This window comes from Devosia sp. LjRoot3 (genome assembly GCF_964252865.1).
Taxonomy (GTDB): Bacteria; Pseudomonadota; Alphaproteobacteria; order Rhizobiales; family Devosiaceae; genus Devosia.
The window spans coordinates 691,804-705,529 of sequence record NZ_CAXUPK020000001.1 but is presented as its reverse complement, the minus strand read 5'-3'; the positions used below and the strand labels follow the sequence as shown (position 1 = coordinate 705,529).

13 protein-coding genes are annotated in these 13,726 nt (G+C 60.4%); 1 reads left to right on the top strand and 12 read right to left on the bottom strand.

The window, feature by feature from the left end; genetic code table 11:
• Positions 1-151 precede the first annotated feature (151 nt).
• The 6 genes from ACSQ2A_RS03430 to ACSQ2A_RS03405 all read right to left on the bottom strand — a co-directional run bounded on the left by ACSQ2A_RS03430 (position 152) and on the right by ACSQ2A_RS03405 (position 7,450).
• A complete protein-coding gene (locus ACSQ2A_RS03430; RefSeq protein WP_436071082.1) occupies positions 152-1,831 on the bottom strand; it encodes a glycoside hydrolase family 32 protein in 1,680 nt (559 codons plus the stop codon).
• Positions 1,832-1,833: 2 nt separating this feature from the next.
• The gene (locus tag ACSQ2A_RS03425) at positions 1,834-3,207 is read right to left on the bottom strand and encodes a NosD domain-containing protein (protein ID WP_436071625.1); all 1,374 of its coding nucleotides are present in this window, start codon (positions 3,205-3,207) and stop codon (positions 1,834-1,836) included.
• Positions 3,208-3,281: 74 nt separating this feature from the next.
• Positions 3,282-4,430, bottom strand: a complete 1,149-nt coding sequence (locus ACSQ2A_RS03420; RefSeq protein ID WP_436071081.1) for an ABC transporter ATP-binding protein — start codon at positions 4,428-4,430, stop codon at positions 3,282-3,284.
• A gap of 4 nt (positions 4,431-4,434) precedes the next feature.
• Positions 4,435-5,271, bottom strand: coding sequence for a carbohydrate ABC transporter permease (locus ACSQ2A_RS03415; RefSeq protein WP_436071080.1), 837 nt, complete (start codon positions 5,269-5,271; stop codon positions 4,435-4,437).
• A complete protein-coding gene (locus ACSQ2A_RS03410; RefSeq protein ID WP_436071079.1) occupies positions 5,264-6,142 on the bottom strand; it encodes a carbohydrate ABC transporter permease in 879 nt (292 codons plus the stop codon). The genes ACSQ2A_RS03415 and ACSQ2A_RS03410 overlap by 8 nt, the downstream gene beginning before the upstream one ends.
• Positions 6,143-6,208: 66 nt before the next feature.
• Positions 6,209-7,450: an ABC transporter substrate-binding protein gene (locus ACSQ2A_RS03405; RefSeq protein WP_436071078.1), complete on the bottom strand. Its 1,242-nt coding sequence runs from the start codon at positions 7,448-7,450 to the stop codon at positions 6,209-6,211.
• Between the two features lie 172 nt (positions 7,451-7,622).
• Here ACSQ2A_RS03405 and ACSQ2A_RS03400 point away from each other — a divergent pair, with 172 nt between their 5' ends.
• Positions 7,623-8,633: a LacI family DNA-binding transcriptional regulator gene (locus ACSQ2A_RS03400; RefSeq protein WP_436071077.1), complete on the top strand. Its 1,011-nt coding sequence runs from the start codon at positions 7,623-7,625 to the stop codon at positions 8,631-8,633.
• Between the two features lie 57 nt (positions 8,634-8,690).
• Here ACSQ2A_RS03400 and ACSQ2A_RS03395 read toward each other — a convergent pair whose 3' ends face one another.
• The 6 genes from ACSQ2A_RS03395 to ACSQ2A_RS03370 are packed head-to-tail and all read right to left on the bottom strand — an operon-like array spanning position 8,691 to position 13,665.
• Complete coding sequence (locus ACSQ2A_RS03395; RefSeq protein ID WP_436071076.1) at positions 8,691-8,981, bottom strand: DUF1971 domain-containing protein; 291 nt, start codon at positions 8,979-8,981, stop codon at positions 8,691-8,693.
• Positions 8,981-9,604 carry a hypothetical protein gene (locus tag ACSQ2A_RS03390; protein ID WP_436071075.1) on the bottom strand — a complete coding sequence of 208 codons (624 nt, stop codon included), beginning with the start codon at positions 9,602-9,604 and terminating at the stop codon, positions 8,981-8,983. The genes ACSQ2A_RS03395 and ACSQ2A_RS03390 overlap by 1 nt, the downstream gene beginning before the upstream one ends.
• Before the next feature lie 50 nt (positions 9,605-9,654).
• The gene (locus ACSQ2A_RS03385) at positions 9,655-10,722 is read right to left on the bottom strand and encodes an ABC transporter substrate-binding protein (RefSeq protein ID WP_436071074.1); all 1,068 of its coding nucleotides are present in this window, start codon (positions 10,720-10,722) and stop codon (positions 9,655-9,657) included.
• Positions 10,723-10,732: 10 nt separating this feature from the next.
• A complete protein-coding gene (locus ACSQ2A_RS03380; RefSeq protein ID WP_436071073.1) occupies positions 10,733-11,800 on the bottom strand; it encodes an ABC transporter substrate-binding protein in 1,068 nt (355 codons plus the stop codon).
• Between the two features lie 3 nt (positions 11,801-11,803).
• Positions 11,804-12,622, bottom strand: a complete 819-nt coding sequence (locus tag ACSQ2A_RS03375) for an ABC transporter ATP-binding protein (RefSeq protein WP_436071072.1) — start codon at positions 12,620-12,622, stop codon at positions 11,804-11,806.
• A complete protein-coding gene (locus ACSQ2A_RS03370) occupies positions 12,619-13,665 on the bottom strand; it encodes a FecCD family ABC transporter permease (RefSeq protein ID WP_436071071.1) in 1,047 nt (348 codons plus the stop codon). Before ACSQ2A_RS03370 ends, ACSQ2A_RS03375 begins: the two co-directional genes overlap by 4 nt.
• Positions 13,666-13,726 lie beyond the last annotated feature (61 nt).

Below are 13,726 nucleotides of genomic sequence, written 5' to 3'. Positions count from 1 at the left end.
GGCAAGCTCGAGTCGGGCAAGGGCAAACACTCGCGTAGGCGATCCGGTGCCCCATTAAGCAAAGTTCGAGATCATGCGTTCCGCGCTCGGGTTTGTGCCACTCCTGTCGGCAAGATCATGTCTCGCCTTTCTGTTTGCTATCAGGCTATCACTAGCTGGCAGACGCGCTCTTGCGCTCAAACACACACACTTCTGCGGCCGACGTGACCACAATTCTGTCCGGCGTGATGTTCGTGTAGCTGCGCCGTGTGCCGCAAACGGCGCCCCCTTCTCCGAACACCTCGAGGATGCCGCGGTCGTGGAACACGAGAAGGACCGTGGCTGACTCGAGGGCCGCATCGTAGCGGATCTTTCCATCATCTTGCGGCAAGCGTATCGAGAGTCGGCCGTTCAAAATGGTGACCTCAAAGGAAAGGGCAGCCCCCGACATTGCCATGATCCTGGTACCCTCGAGCGCTCCCTTCAGACGTATTTCGGTTGGAACATCGCCCAGCGCAAAGCTCCCGTCCAACTCCGGGGGTAGCAGACGCGTGGGCCAAGCTTTGTCGAGTTCCCGAGCAGGCCGCATCAGCAGCCGCCCTGACGGATCGAGGGCAAGTTCGCGCGGCAGGGACATCTCGCCCGAATAGGGAGAACCCGGCGGCTTGCGATATTCCCAGTTGAAGAGCCAGGCAAAGGCGATTTGCCGCTCGTCCGCGGCAAAACTCTGCATGGCGTAGTAGTCAGTGCCGAAGTCGAGGATCTGCAGGTCGCCGGTACTCGGAACGAATGTGTCGTTCCGAAAGTCGCCGACTATTGCAAACAGCAGGTTATGGCGACCACTCTCCGGCTCGGTATAGCCGACAAATCCCATGATCATCACCCACTTGCCATCGAGCGGGAAGAAGTCGGGGCATTCGACGGCACGGGCGCCGTTCTGGCGATAATGGGCCGGGGCGCGGTAGAGCGGACCGAGATAGGTCCAGTCCATCAGGTTGGGCGAGCCGTAGAGCAACACGGCGGGATCGCCATGCAGCGCGGCGCCCAGCACCATGCGATAGGCCCCTGCCCCCTCGTCCCACCACACTTTCGGGTCGCGAAAGTCGTGTTCGACGCCATCGTCGACCGGTCGGGTATCGAGAATGGTTTCCGCGCCCGACAGGTGCAGCATGCCCCGGTCCGGTCGCCCCAGCTTCTGGATTTCCCGGTAGCCGGTGAAGAGATCGTAGGCCGGGAGGCGCTCGGTATAGAAGAACATCAGGCTACCATTCCGATCCCGGAAGGCATTGCCCGAAAAGGCACCGCCGGTAGCGCCGAGCCGCCACAGATTCTGTTCGGGATGCAGGAAGACCGGCATGTGGGTCCAGTTGAAGAGGTCCTTGCTGACCGCATGACCCCAGTGCATTGGCCCCCAATCGGTGCCAGCCGGATGGAACTGGTAGAACATGTGCCATGTGTCCCCGATCCGGCACAACCCGTTGGGATCGTTCATCCATTGGCGGATCGGCGAGAAATGCAGGGTCGGACGCAAAGGGTCGGACGCCATCCAGTCTTCGATTTCGGAACCGCTGCGCAGAACCACGCCATCGGCGCCAAACTCCCAGACAGTGATGCCCGCGTGTTCGACTGTATTGGGGTCATAGCCATAGGCCCAGAGAATGGCCTCGGGCCTATCGCAGTCGAGGGTAATCGACGAGGCTTCGCGATGCTGGTAGCTGAAAAACTCCGGATGCGCCGCCAAGGCAGGAACCCGCCAGAGCACCGCCTCGCCTTCGGTGATGCGAATGGTTCCCGGCCCCTCGGCCCAGAATTCGAGCCGATAGCCTGCGGCAAGGGTAACATTTGCTTGCACGGTCAGGGCCTTGCTTCCGTAGCGCCTTGGCCGCCGGGCACCGGCGTGCCGCGGAAGGCGTTGACCGCCCGATCGATCTCAACCTGTGCTTCGCTGCCGGAGTCGAGAATGACGTTCTGGGTCGAGCCGGGTTCGACCTTGACGGCCACCACGTCGAGGCGGGTCAGGCTGCCTGTTGAGAGTATGGCCTCGACCTGCGTGGCAAAACAGGCGCTGTTGGGTGCATCGTCCTCCTGCGCCGGCTCAGTTGTGGCAACGACGTGATTGTTGGCGACATAGTTTCCGCCCCCGGACACCAGTCGGATGATGACAGGCTTCTGGCCAGCGGGCTTGAGGAGCCGCGCATCAATCGACTCCGAAATGTGGTTGGCGATCACCGAATTGTTGTCGCCATTGATATGCAGAAGCCCGAACTGATCATCGAGTCCGTTGTCATAGCCCTTCATCGGCGCCCAGGGCTCACGATCCCGGAGGAAATGATTTGATGAGACCAGGTTTTCCGAGCAGTTCTCCGAAAAGATCAGCATGCCCGGATAAAAGGAATGGAGCCTGTTCCCGGTAATGGAAGAGCGTGCCACGCCCGAGAAATGCACGCTGCTTCTGCCGCGCGGAAACACATTATTGCCGCTGACCAGCAGACCACCAAAGTTCTCGGCGAAGATCGAATGGCCATCATAGCCAGCGCCGATAAGATTGTTCGAAATCTTCGAAGCCTGCCCCATACCGCGCAATTCGAGGCAGTTGCCGCATTCGGCGATGAAGTTGTTATCAACCGTCAGCGCATCTGAGTGATGCGCGACAATGCCGTGCTCGAGATAGATGAGCCCCATGCCGGTAATGCGGAACGAGTCATTGGCGCTGGCGATATGAATACCCGTCTTGCCATTGCGGTAGGAATTCTCGGGATCGCCATCCGGGACATGGTCTTCAAAATGCAGGCCGTCGATGCAGAAATCGGCGAACTCGATCGAGCTGAGGCGCGGATTGCCGTCGCGTTTGACGAGGAACGCGGCGCGGACATCGTCGCCCGCCATATCGGCAGGCAGGTCGACCAGCACACGGCTGCCTCCTGGCCAAATCTCGTGCCAGTTCCTGATTTCGTCGGCGGGCGTGTTGAAACGGATGCTGGACGAGGTGAAGCCGTGCCCCGAACCAACAATTCTGAGATAGCTGATATCGATAAGAACCTGGGTAGCCAGGCGGTAGTCACCCGGCGGGATGTAGATCACCGCGCCCGGTTTGCCGCCGTCCCGAATATCGCGATCTGCCTGCCGATTTTTGATATCGGCGATGATGCTGTTGATGACCGCACCAATATCCTTGCTCGGATCGCCCGCTGGCCAGCGGGTGACATCGTAGGCATTGGGGCTGGTCATGGAGAGGTCTTTCTCAACTTGAAATGTGTTCTGGCCGCCCGACACCGGGGCCTGCTGCAGGTTCTGCATGTCGGTCACCAGATGCTTTCGCGGGTGTCTGGGTCGAAGAAGTGGAGGTTGTGCGGGGTAATCGCGAGGCGCGCCCGATCACCGGCGCGCAACTGGGTGCGTGGCGAAAAACGTCCCACGGCAGTTCGGCTCATGGTCTCGGCAGCGGCGATATCGGGATCCTCAGCATCAACCCAGGTGGCATCGAGCGCCAAATGCACCATGGTTTCGGCGCCCAGCGCTTCGACCAGCGTCACCGGCGCGGAAATCTCGGCATAGTCGCGCTTGTCGGTGACGGCGGCATCGTCGATATCCTCAGGTCGGATACCCACGATCAGGCTGCGGCCCGAATAGGCACCGAGCCCCGGGCGCGCGGCAAAGACCGCCTCGGGCAGAGCGATACTCTGGCTGCCCAGGGTCAATTGCGAGCCGGCGAGCGTCGCCTGATAAAGATTCATCGATGGCGAGCCGATGAAGGCGGCAACGAAGACATTTGCGGGCCGCTGATAGAGGTTCTGCGGCGTGTCGATCTGCTGCAGGCGCCCGGCCTTGAGCACGGTCACGCGGTCGCCCATGGTCATGGCCTCGACCTGGTCGTGCGTGACATAGACCGTCGTCACCCCCAGCGCACGCTGGAGCTTGACGATCTCGGCGCGCATCTGCACGCGCAACTTGGCGTCGAGATTGGAGAGAGGTTCATCCATCAGGAAGGCGCGGGGCCGGCGGACAATGGCGCGGCCCATGGCCACACGCTGCCGCTGTCCGCCGGAAAGCTTGCCCGGCTTGCGGTCGAGATGCGGGGTGAGTTCGAGAATACGCGCCGCTTCGCTGACGCGCCGTTCGATCTCGTCCTTGGCGACCCCAGCCATGCGGAGCGGAAAGGCGATGTTTTCGCGCACGGTCTTGTGCGGGTAGAGCGCGTAGGACTGGAACACCATGGCGATGTCACGGTCCTTGGGATCGACATGGTTGACGACCTGATCGCCAATGATCAATTCGCCGGCGCTGATGGTTTCGAGGCCCGCGATCATCCGCAATGCCGTGGACTTGCCGCAGCCGGAGGGGCCGACAAAGACCATGAATTCGCCGTCCTCGATTTCGAAGCTCAGGTCGTGAATGGCGGGATAGCGGTCGCCATAGACCTTGTGGATCCTGTCCAGTTTGATGCGTGCCATTTGACTAGCCTTTCACGGCGCCGAAGGTCAGTCCGCCCACAATCTGCTTTTGCAGCAACAGGGTGACGAGAATGACGGGAAGCGAATAGAGCACCGCTGCAGCAGTCATCGGGCCCCAGGCGAGGCCATAGACCGAGTTGAATTCAGCGATGACGATGGGGGCGGTCTTGCTGTTCTGCGAGGTCAGCAGCAAGGCAAACAGGAACTCATTCCAGCTCGCGATGAAGCTGAAGAGCGCGGTGATCGCCAGGCCGCTCGGCATCAGGGGCAGGATGATATGCACGAATGCGCCAAACCGGGTGCACCCATCCATGCGCGCCGCCTCCTCCAGTTCCTTAGGCACACCCTCGAAGAAGGCCGACATCAGCAGTAGCGCGAGCGGCACGGCCGTCGAGGTATGGGCGAGTACGAGGCCAAATGTTGTGTCCAACAGGCCCAGCGTCTTCATCACCTGGAAGAGCGGCACGCCGAGCGAAACGGCGGGCACCATGCGAGTGACCAGTGCGAACAGCAGGAAGATGACCGTGATCCGCCTTCGATAGAGCGCGGAGACATAGGCGGCTGGAACGGCGATCAGCAGCGACAGAAGGGTCGTCAGCACCGCCACCACGGTCGAATTCACGAAGGCATTGGGCAGCCCCGCCGTCCCGATGACGGTAGCGAAATTTTCCAGCGACACCCGACCAGGGAAAAAGGACGGCGGAATCTGCTGCACATCGGCCGGGGATTTTAGCGAAGTGGAGACGAGATAGACATACGGCAGGGCATAGGAGAGGACCAGGACGAGGGCCGCCAGGTTGATGATGGTCTTGCCAAAGTCAGGCGACGGACGGTCAGCCATTGTCGGTCCTCCAGATTTTCCAGTAGGCGAAGGCGGCGAGCAAAATCATGAAGGCCAGGAACAGGGTGGCCGATGCCGAGGCCTCGCCAAGGTCGCCATATCGGACCATGCGTTGATAGATGTTCATGGAGAACACTTCGCTCGCCTGGCGCGGACCGCCTTGGGTCTGGATCCAGATGAGGTCGAAGGTCTTGAGCGCGTCGATGCCGCGCACGATAACGACCACGGCGATGACCGGGCGCATCAGCGGCAGGGTCACATGCCAGAAGCGCTTGAGCGCATTGGCGCCATCGATCCGCGCGGCTTCGAGTAAATCCTTGGGAATGTTGGTGAGGCCGGCATAGCTGACCAGGGCGACAAAGGACGTGGTCAGCCAGATGTCGGCAAAGGCAACCGAATAGATCACGATATCGGGGTCCGACAGCCAGTTGATGGCCTTGGGATTGGGGATGATGCCCAGTGCGGAAAGACCGTAGTTGAGGATGCCGATATCGCCGACGAGGAGAAATCGCCAAAGCAGGCCAGCAACGATCGGCGAGATCATCAGCGGCAAGGCAAAGATGGTGCGGTGCCAGTTAGACTTGCCTGATATGGCCGAAAACAGCAGCGCCGCGCCAAAGCCGAAGATGAATTCGAAGCAGAGAGCGAAAGCCGAATACTGCAGTGTCCGCAGGGCGGTTTCGAGAATGCGCTTGGACGTCAGGGCGTCAGCATAGTTGGCTAACCCCACCCAGACTCGGGCCGACGGGTTGATCAACTCGACTTCGAAGAATGAATTATAGACCAGCAGGGCGACCGGGTAGGCGACGAGCAATCCCAGGAACAACACTGCAGGCGCCAGCATAAGAAGCACGAACCTGCGTTCGGACATATCCCCCTCCCGTTTGACCGGATACCGGAGCGGCCTGGCACCGCTCCGGCTTGATGCGTTCAGACCCTATTGGCCCAGGATGTCGCGCGCGGTCTCCGCCGCATCCTGAAGAAGTTCGGCGACATTGTCCTCGCATTCCAGCGCGCCCTGGAAGGCGGGCATGACGGCTTCGTCCACGAGTTCCTGGTAGTCCTTGTTGAGCGGCCGGCCCTTGGTTGCGGGCGCCGACAGCGTCTCCATCAAGGGGGCGAAATGCTCGTAGCCGGGCTTGCCCATATAGCTCTGATAGGCCGAATTGGTCGCGGCCAGCCCGAGAGGCGCTTCGATCCCCAGCGCGTTATGCGCTTCGAGATAGGCAATGAACTGCCGCGCCGCATCCTTGTGCTGCGACGTCGACGGGATGACATTGTACCAAGGGCCCGGAATGGCCGCGATCCCGGCAGAGCCTGCGATCATCGGCGCGACGCCGACCTTTCCGGCAATTTGGCTGTCTTCCGGGGTCATCTTGTAGGCATGGGCCCAGAATTTCATCATGGCCGCCTGGCCCTGATAGAACAGGTTCTGCGCCTCGCCCCAGCTGATCTCGAGCGCATTGTCGGGCACGGACTTATCCAGGCACAGCGGCGCGCGATAGTTTTCCAGCGCATCGATATGGGCCTGGTTGTCGAGAATGACCTGACCTGCATCATCGAGGATCACGCCGGGCGAACCGGCCTGCAACACCTCGGCCATCCATTCCTCGGACGTGCCGCCGATCACCACCGTGCCGTAGATGCCGTCCTTGGTGAAGAAAGCAGCCATGTCACGCCACTGCTGCCAGGTCGCCGGCGGCACGAGATCGTAGCCGTATTTTTCCTTGAACGCGGCCTGATTGGCGGGGTCTTCCCAGAGGTCCTTGCGGTAGAAGACGATCTCGGCATTGGCCCAGGCAGGCATACCGATCATCTTGCCACCGACCGTAGCATCGGCCACGAGGGCCGGCGGCATATCGGCCCTGACGGCGTCGGTGAAGAGGTCGCTCAAGTCCTCGACATGATCGGCAAAGGCGGCGTTCCACACCACGTCGATGGTGGCGACGTCGTAGTTCGATGTGCCCGAGGCGATCTCCGCCGACAACTTGTCGTACACGCCCTGATAGGGCACCTCGACGAAATTGACCTCGATGCCGGTCTCCTTGGTGAAAGCATCGGCGGCAGCCTGCTGAAGCGAGTGGCCGCCACCTTCTACCAACACGGTAATAGCTTCGGCATGGACCACCGAGGTCATCAGGGCCAGTACCGCCACCGAGCAGTAAAGTGTCTTGTTCATGTCTCCTCCGGTCGTTTTTTTAGCAGGCGATCAACCCGCTGCACCTCGGACCATAAGAGGCGATGTCGACGTCGTCAATTGAAATGACAACGTCGACATTCGATATGTCGACGTTGTCGATTGCAGCGTATGAACGAGCAAGATAGTGTCCTTCCCGCATTGGAGGAATTGCATGGTCAGTATCAAGGATGTCGCGCGCATCGCTGGTGTCTCGGACAAGACAGTGTCGCGCGTCGTCAACCGCGAACCCAATGTGACGCAGGACACGATTGAAAAGGTGCAGTCAGCCATCGACGCGCTGGGCTATATTCCCAATCTTGCCGCCCGAAGCATTCGCTCCAGCCGCACCAATATCATCGGCATCATCACAGACTACATTTCGACCACCCCCTATTCCGGCGACATCGTCAGGGGCGTGCAGGACTGGGCAGGTGCCAATGGCCGCACGGTGCTGCTCGCCAATACCGACGGCAACGCCGAACGCGAGGCCAATATCTGGCGAACCTTCAAGGCGCATAGGATCGATGGCGTTCTCTATGTCGCCATGTATCACCGCACGGTCGCTCCGGCGTCAGGTGACGTATCAATCCCGACGGTTCTGGTGAACTCTCACGCCGAAGCCGGGCTCACCTACTCATCCATCGAGCCGGACGACTTCGGCGGCTCCTATGCATTGACGCAACATCTCGTCGAGCTCGGCCACCGCCGCATAGGCTATATCAGGCTCAACCCCCTGCTTCTCGGCGCCAATCAACGGCTCGACGCCTTCCTTGCTGCGACACAGGCAGGTGGCATTGCCGAAAACGACATCATTGTCCGGCTGGGGATGGAAGGGCCAATCGGCGCAGAAACGAACTACGTCTATCGGGAGGCTCTCAGCATGCTGTCGATGCCCAACCGCCCTACGGCGCTTGTGTGCGGTAATGATGAAATGGCGCTTCAGGCCTACCTCGCGGCTCTGTCTCTCGGCCTTCGCATACCAGACGACATCACGATCGTCGGCTTCGACGATTTCAGGACTGTGTCCCTGGCTCTAAAGCCCGAACTCACAACCGTGGCCCTGCCCTACTACGACCTGGGATGGCAGGGAGCCGAGATGCTGAACGACCTGGCAGAGGAAGCTAGTGCGATCGAGCGCCGAATTCTGAAATGCAACTTGGTAGGGCGACAGTCCAGTAAATAAGCGTGCGTGGCGCTGATCTCGCGACTGCAAAGGGGAATACGGTCCAGGATTGGGTGGCTACGGCACCGAATGAAACTCCACGAAAAAGCGAACCGGCCCCTCCGGAGCCACCTCATGCTCGGCTTGCGGATAGATAACAGCATGAATGCCGGCGTCCAGCTCCTGCTGCGTGCCCAGCACCAGGTCAGCAAAGCGCAGCCGCCCGGAAAGGACGTGGATTTTCGCCCATACCCCAGCTTTGGTGGAGTGGCTGCGCAGCAGGCCCGCCGGGACCGTCATTTCGGTAAATTCCGGCGTGCGCTTATAGGCGACGAGCCCATCGGGCCAGTGACGGTCGATATCAACCATCAGGCACCATCCCAGTCGTAGATATGAACCAGCTTGGGATCGTCGGCATGCTCGACCAGCATACGGCGGACACGGTCCTGCCAAAGGCGGGCGAATTCGGCCAGTTCCTCGGCATTCGCCTTGCCAGAAACAGCCTTGGGCATGAGCTGACTCATGATCAGCTCGTGCGGCACGTGGTCGGTGTTTATGTCGACCACCACGCCTTTGCCTGTGTCACGGCGGCGCAACGCCAGCGTGCCGTCGATATCGGTCTCGAAGCTGAGGAGATCCTTGCGCGCAAAGCGCTTGGCCGGGCCAATGCCCTGAAATCCGCTTTCGGGCGCAGCGCCTGTGAGCAGGGTCGCAACCGAAGCGAGAACGCCGGTTGTCGCATGGTCGCGTTCATTGCGCATGAACACTTCGATGCCGCCGCGTTCCGGGATCTCATCATCGTAAAGCGCCGAAAGCCCGTTGAGCACCATCAGATAGGCGCCAGCCACCGCCGGGCAGGAATGCCCCGCAAGCCGAACCGCATCGGCATAGCGGTACTCGATCACGCCGTCTTCTGCGGCCCCGAGAAAGGCAGCCAAAGGATCACGCATTTTGAGGGTGGGCGCGTCGTCGAAGAATTGAGGTAGGGTCATGGTAGCCTCAAGATGGAGAAGCCGCCGGCGCAAGCCAGCGGCAGAAAGGGTCAGAATGTGGGATCCAGGATGGAGGCGACCTCATCATTACTCAGCGCGTAGTCGTAGAAGCGCTGGTAGTAGGCCTTCATCTCGGCGGCAAAATCATAATCGGCATAGAGCTCGGGATGCATGCTCTGGGCCGCCCACTTCAGCATCAGCGGCACGTCGCCATTGGGCACATACCACTGGAACACGCCCTCAGGCAGCTTGAAGACACGCTTGTTCTGAACGGCGCTGACATGGCTCCAGTCCTGGCCGGGCACCCGGTTCTCATAGAGGTCCTCGGGCTTGGTCGGGGACAGGTTGGTGATGAAGATCACTTCGGGGTTGAGCGCATAGATCTGTTCCATGCTGATCTCGGAGAAGGACGGAAAGTCCTTTTCGGCAAGGTTGATGCCGCCGGCTTCGGTGATCCAGAAATGGCCGAAATGGCCGGGGCCATTGATTTTGAGCTCGTTCTCGTGGAGACGGGCGAAGAACAACGCCTTAGGCTTGTCCTCCTCGCCAAGACCAGACATGACCGCGCGGGTCTCCTCTAGCGTCTTGTTGGCATAGGCGATCAGCTCATCGGTACGCACGGTGTCGCCCGTGACCTGGCCGATGATCTTCATCCAGTTTTCGAAGGTCTGGATGGTGTTGCCCTGCCCCTTGGACAAAACGTCGAGCGCGAGAACCGGCACGCCGGCGCGCTCGGCAACTTCGAGCGAGGCATTACCTTCATGGGTGACGTAGACGTCCGGATTGAGCTTGAGCAGCTCTTCGGCATTGAGAACACCACCTTCGATATGACTGGTCGGCAGATCGAGAATGCCGGGAGCGATCTTGCTGAAGATCGAGCGCTCGGCGGCGTGGCGGGAATCCGAGCTGATCGCCACGAGTTTGTCGAGCGACCCGGTCGCTATGAAAAAAGCGGACGGGAAGGGAAAGAAGCCGGCGACGATCCGGTTGACCTCGACCGGCAGGGTTACTTCCCTGTCGATACCGTCTCGTACGATATGGGTTTCCTGGGCAAAGGCGCTGCCCGAAACGAGGCTGATCGTCACGGCAAGGGCGATGGGCGAAACGAAATTGAACATGGGAAAGCCCTTAGAACTGCGGATCGAGAATGGACGCGACATCGGCATCGCTGAGTTCGTAGCCATAGAAGCGGCTGTAGTAGGCCTTGATCTCGGCCTCGATGCTGTAATGCGCAAAGAGTTCGGGCTGGTTCTTCTGGGCCATCCACTTGAGCATGAGCGGGGCATCGGCGCTGGGCGGGTACCACTGGAATACGCCTTCGGGGATCTTATAGACGCGGCGATCGGCGACTGCCTTGACGTGGCTCCAGTCTTGGCCGGGCACGCGGTTCTCGTAGAGGTCCTCGGGCTTGGTGGCCGAGAAGTTGGAGATGAAGATCACCTCAGGATTGAGAGCATAGACCTGTTCCATGTCGATATCGGCCAGAGGCGCGAAATCGGTCGGAGCGAGGTTTTGGGCACCCGATTCAGTGAGCCAGAAATTGCCGAAGTGACCGGCGCCATTCACCTTGAGCGATTTTTCTTCGAGCCGGGCAAAGAACAGCGCACCGGGCTTTTCCTCGTCGGTGAGATCGGCGACACGGCTGCGGGTGTCATCGAGCGTCGCATGGGCAAAGGCAATGATTTCGCTGGTGCGATCTTGCTGAGCCGTCACCTGGCCGAGCAGGGTCATCCAGCCCTCGAAGGTTTCAAGCACATTACCCTTGGAACGCGACAGGACGTCGAGCACCAGCACCGGAAGGTCGATCTTTTCGATATCGGCGAGCGCGGGATTGTTTTCGTAAGTGACGAAGAGGTCCGGCGAGAGCTTTAGAACTTCCTCGACATTGACGCTATTGCCGGCGGCAAAGCCGGTCGCCTTGTTGAGCAGGTCGGGCACGATGCGACCGAACACGGAGCGCTCGGCCATGTTCCGCGAGTCCTCGGCAATGCCAACGAGTTCATCCACTGACCCGGTCGAAATGTAATAGGCCGAGGGGAAAGGCAGGAAATTGGTCACAATGCGCTCTGGCGAGACCGGGATTTCGACCTCACGGTCGGCGCGATCGGTGACGGTATGAGTTTCTTGCGCTTGCACGACTGTGGCGAGAAGCGACACCGACGCCAACAGGGCGGCTAAAAGAACGGGTTTGATCATGAATCAAGTTTCCGAGTGAGGAACGAAGGCTTGGGAGGCGAGTGAGACGGGGTAGATGGCGCGTAGGGGGCGGCCATCGGCCTCGAGTGTGTCGATGCGAGCATTCACACCAAAACAACTTCGGATCGCATCTTCGGTGAGCACCTGGTCGGTCGGACCGAAGCGATGGGTTCCGTCTGATCCCAACATCAGGACCTGATCGGCGATGCGCAGCGCGTGATTGGGGAAATGCGTGTTCATCACGCAGATCATCCGGTCCTCATGAGCCAGACGCTCGATGATATCGAGGATTATCAGCTGCTTCTTGAAATCGAGATGCGATTCCGGTTCGTCGAGGAAGAGGATCGTTGGTTCGCCGGCCAGCGCGCGGGCGATGAACACCAGCTGCAGTTCACCACCGCTGATGGCGTTGCAGTAGCTCTTTCCCAAATGCCCGATCTCGAGCCGATCGAGCACGCGGCGGGCGATTTTCACGTCGTCCTCGCCCGGCCGGGCAAAGGTGCCCAGATGCGCAGAGCGGCCGAGTAGCACCATGTCGAGCACGGTATAGGCAAAAGCATTGGCGCGCGCTTGCGGCACATAGCCGATATGGCGCCAGAGCTCGCGCTCACCATAGGCGGCGAGCGGTTTCCCATGAATTTCCGTCTGGCCGTTCTGCCACGCCATCATGCCGGTGATGGTATTGAGCAGCGTGGTTTTGCCCGCACCATTAGGACCGAGCACTGCCATGATCTCGCCGGGCGAAAGCGAGAAGTCGAGGTCCGAGAACAACGGCTCGCCCTTTTTGTGGCCATAGCCGGCCGAGCGGATGACCAAGCTCATGACCAGCCTCCCTTGGCGCGTTTCAGGAGGTAGGCGAAGAACGGTGCGCCGATAATAGCGGTCAGGATTGAGAGCGGAATTTCGGCGCTGGTGGCAGTGCGCGCCACCGTGTCGATAACCAGGAGATACATGGCGCCGATGGAAATCGAGGCCGGGATCAATGCCGAATGATTGGATCCGACCAGCATGCGCGCCACATGCGGGATGACCAGCCCGACCCAGCCGATGATGCCGGCGAGTGAGACCGTAGTGGCCGTCACCAGCGTAGCAGCGACGATAACTACCCAGCGCATTTTCTGCACGTCAGTGCCCAGCGAGCGCGCCTCGACTTCCGAAAGCGACATGATGTTGAGCCGCCAGCGCAGGGCCCAGAGCACCGAGCTGCCAATGGCGATCAGCGGCACGCCCCAGGCGAGCATGTCATAGGAGGACGAGGTGAGGCTGCCCATAAGCCAATAGACGATGGTAGGCAGCGTATCGTTGGGATCGGCGACGTATTTCAGCAGCGACAGCAGCGCCTCGAACATGGCCGCGGTGATGACACCACCCAGGATCAGCATGAACAGCGAGGAGCGGCCGCCGCGACGTGAAATCCACAATGCCACCATCATCGCGGCGATGCCGAACACCAGCGCGCCGGCCGGCACGAAGGTCATGTGGCGGAAGATGAGAATGGTCAGCGCTGCACCGAAACCGGCCCCGGAAGAAACGCCGAGGATGTGCGGGCTGACCAGAGGATTGCCGAACAGCCCCTGGAACGCCGCCCCCGAGACCGCGAGCCCGCCCCCGATCAGCAGCGCCATGAGCACACGCGGCAGGCGGATGTTGAGCACGACGGTTTCTTCGACCGCTTCCCAATGGGGCTCGATCGGCAGCACCTGATTGAGAAGGATCGAGAGGGCATTGCCCGGCGCAACCATGTAGCGACCAAGACACAGCGCCACCACTGCCAGAATGATCGGCAACACGATAAGGCCGATGGTCAGCACCATCTTCAGCGGGACAATCGGGGCGCGCGAAAGCGACACGGCGGCGTCAGTCATGACGCACCGTCCGCAGCAAATGCAGCAGGCATGAGGGAAATTCCAGAGATGTCAGGACCGC

What these genes read in the sequence shown, in the direction of transcription:
- ACSQ2A_RS03390 (WP_436071075.1), bottom strand. Translation starts at nt 9,604, where the DNA reads ATGACCCTACCTCAATTCTTCGACGACGCGCCCACCCTCAAAATGCGT.
- ACSQ2A_RS03420 (WP_436071081.1), bottom strand. Translation starts at nt 4,430, where the DNA reads ATGGCACGCATCAAACTGGACAGGATCCACAAGGTCTATGGCGACCGC.
- ACSQ2A_RS03370 (WP_436071071.1), bottom strand. Translation starts at nt 13,665, where the DNA reads ATGACTGACGCCGCCGTGTCGCTTTCGCGCGCCCCGATTGTCCCGCTG.
- ACSQ2A_RS03405 (WP_436071078.1), bottom strand. Translation starts at nt 7,450, where the DNA reads ATGAACAAGACACTTTACTGCTCGGTGGCGGTACTGGCCCTGATGACC.
- ACSQ2A_RS03415 (WP_436071080.1), bottom strand. Translation starts at nt 5,271, where the DNA reads ATGGCTGACCGTCCGTCGCCTGACTTTGGCAAGACCATCATCAACCTG.
- ACSQ2A_RS03400 (WP_436071077.1), top strand. Translation starts at nt 7,623, where the DNA reads ATGGTCAGTATCAAGGATGTCGCGCGCATCGCTGGTGTCTCGGACAAG.
- ACSQ2A_RS03410 (WP_436071079.1), bottom strand. Translation starts at nt 6,142, where the DNA reads ATGTCCGAACGCAGGTTCGTGCTTCTTATGCTGGCGCCTGCAGTGTTG.
- ACSQ2A_RS03425 (WP_436071625.1), bottom strand. Translation starts at nt 3,207, where the DNA reads ATGACCAGCCCCAATGCCTACGATGTCACCCGCTGGCCAGCGGGCGAT.
- ACSQ2A_RS03395 (WP_436071076.1), bottom strand. Translation starts at nt 8,981, where the DNA reads ATGGTTGATATCGACCGTCACTGGCCCGATGGGCTCGTCGCCTATAAG.
- ACSQ2A_RS03375 (WP_436071072.1), bottom strand. Translation starts at nt 12,622, where the DNA reads ATGAGCTTGGTCATCCGCTCGGCCGGCTATGGCCACAAAAAGGGCGAG.
- ACSQ2A_RS03380 (WP_436071073.1), bottom strand. Translation starts at nt 11,800, where the DNA reads ATGATCAAACCCGTTCTTTTAGCCGCCCTGTTGGCGTCGGTGTCGCTT.
- ACSQ2A_RS03385 (WP_436071074.1), bottom strand. Translation starts at nt 10,722, where the DNA reads ATGTTCAATTTCGTTTCGCCCATCGCCCTTGCCGTGACGATCAGCCTC.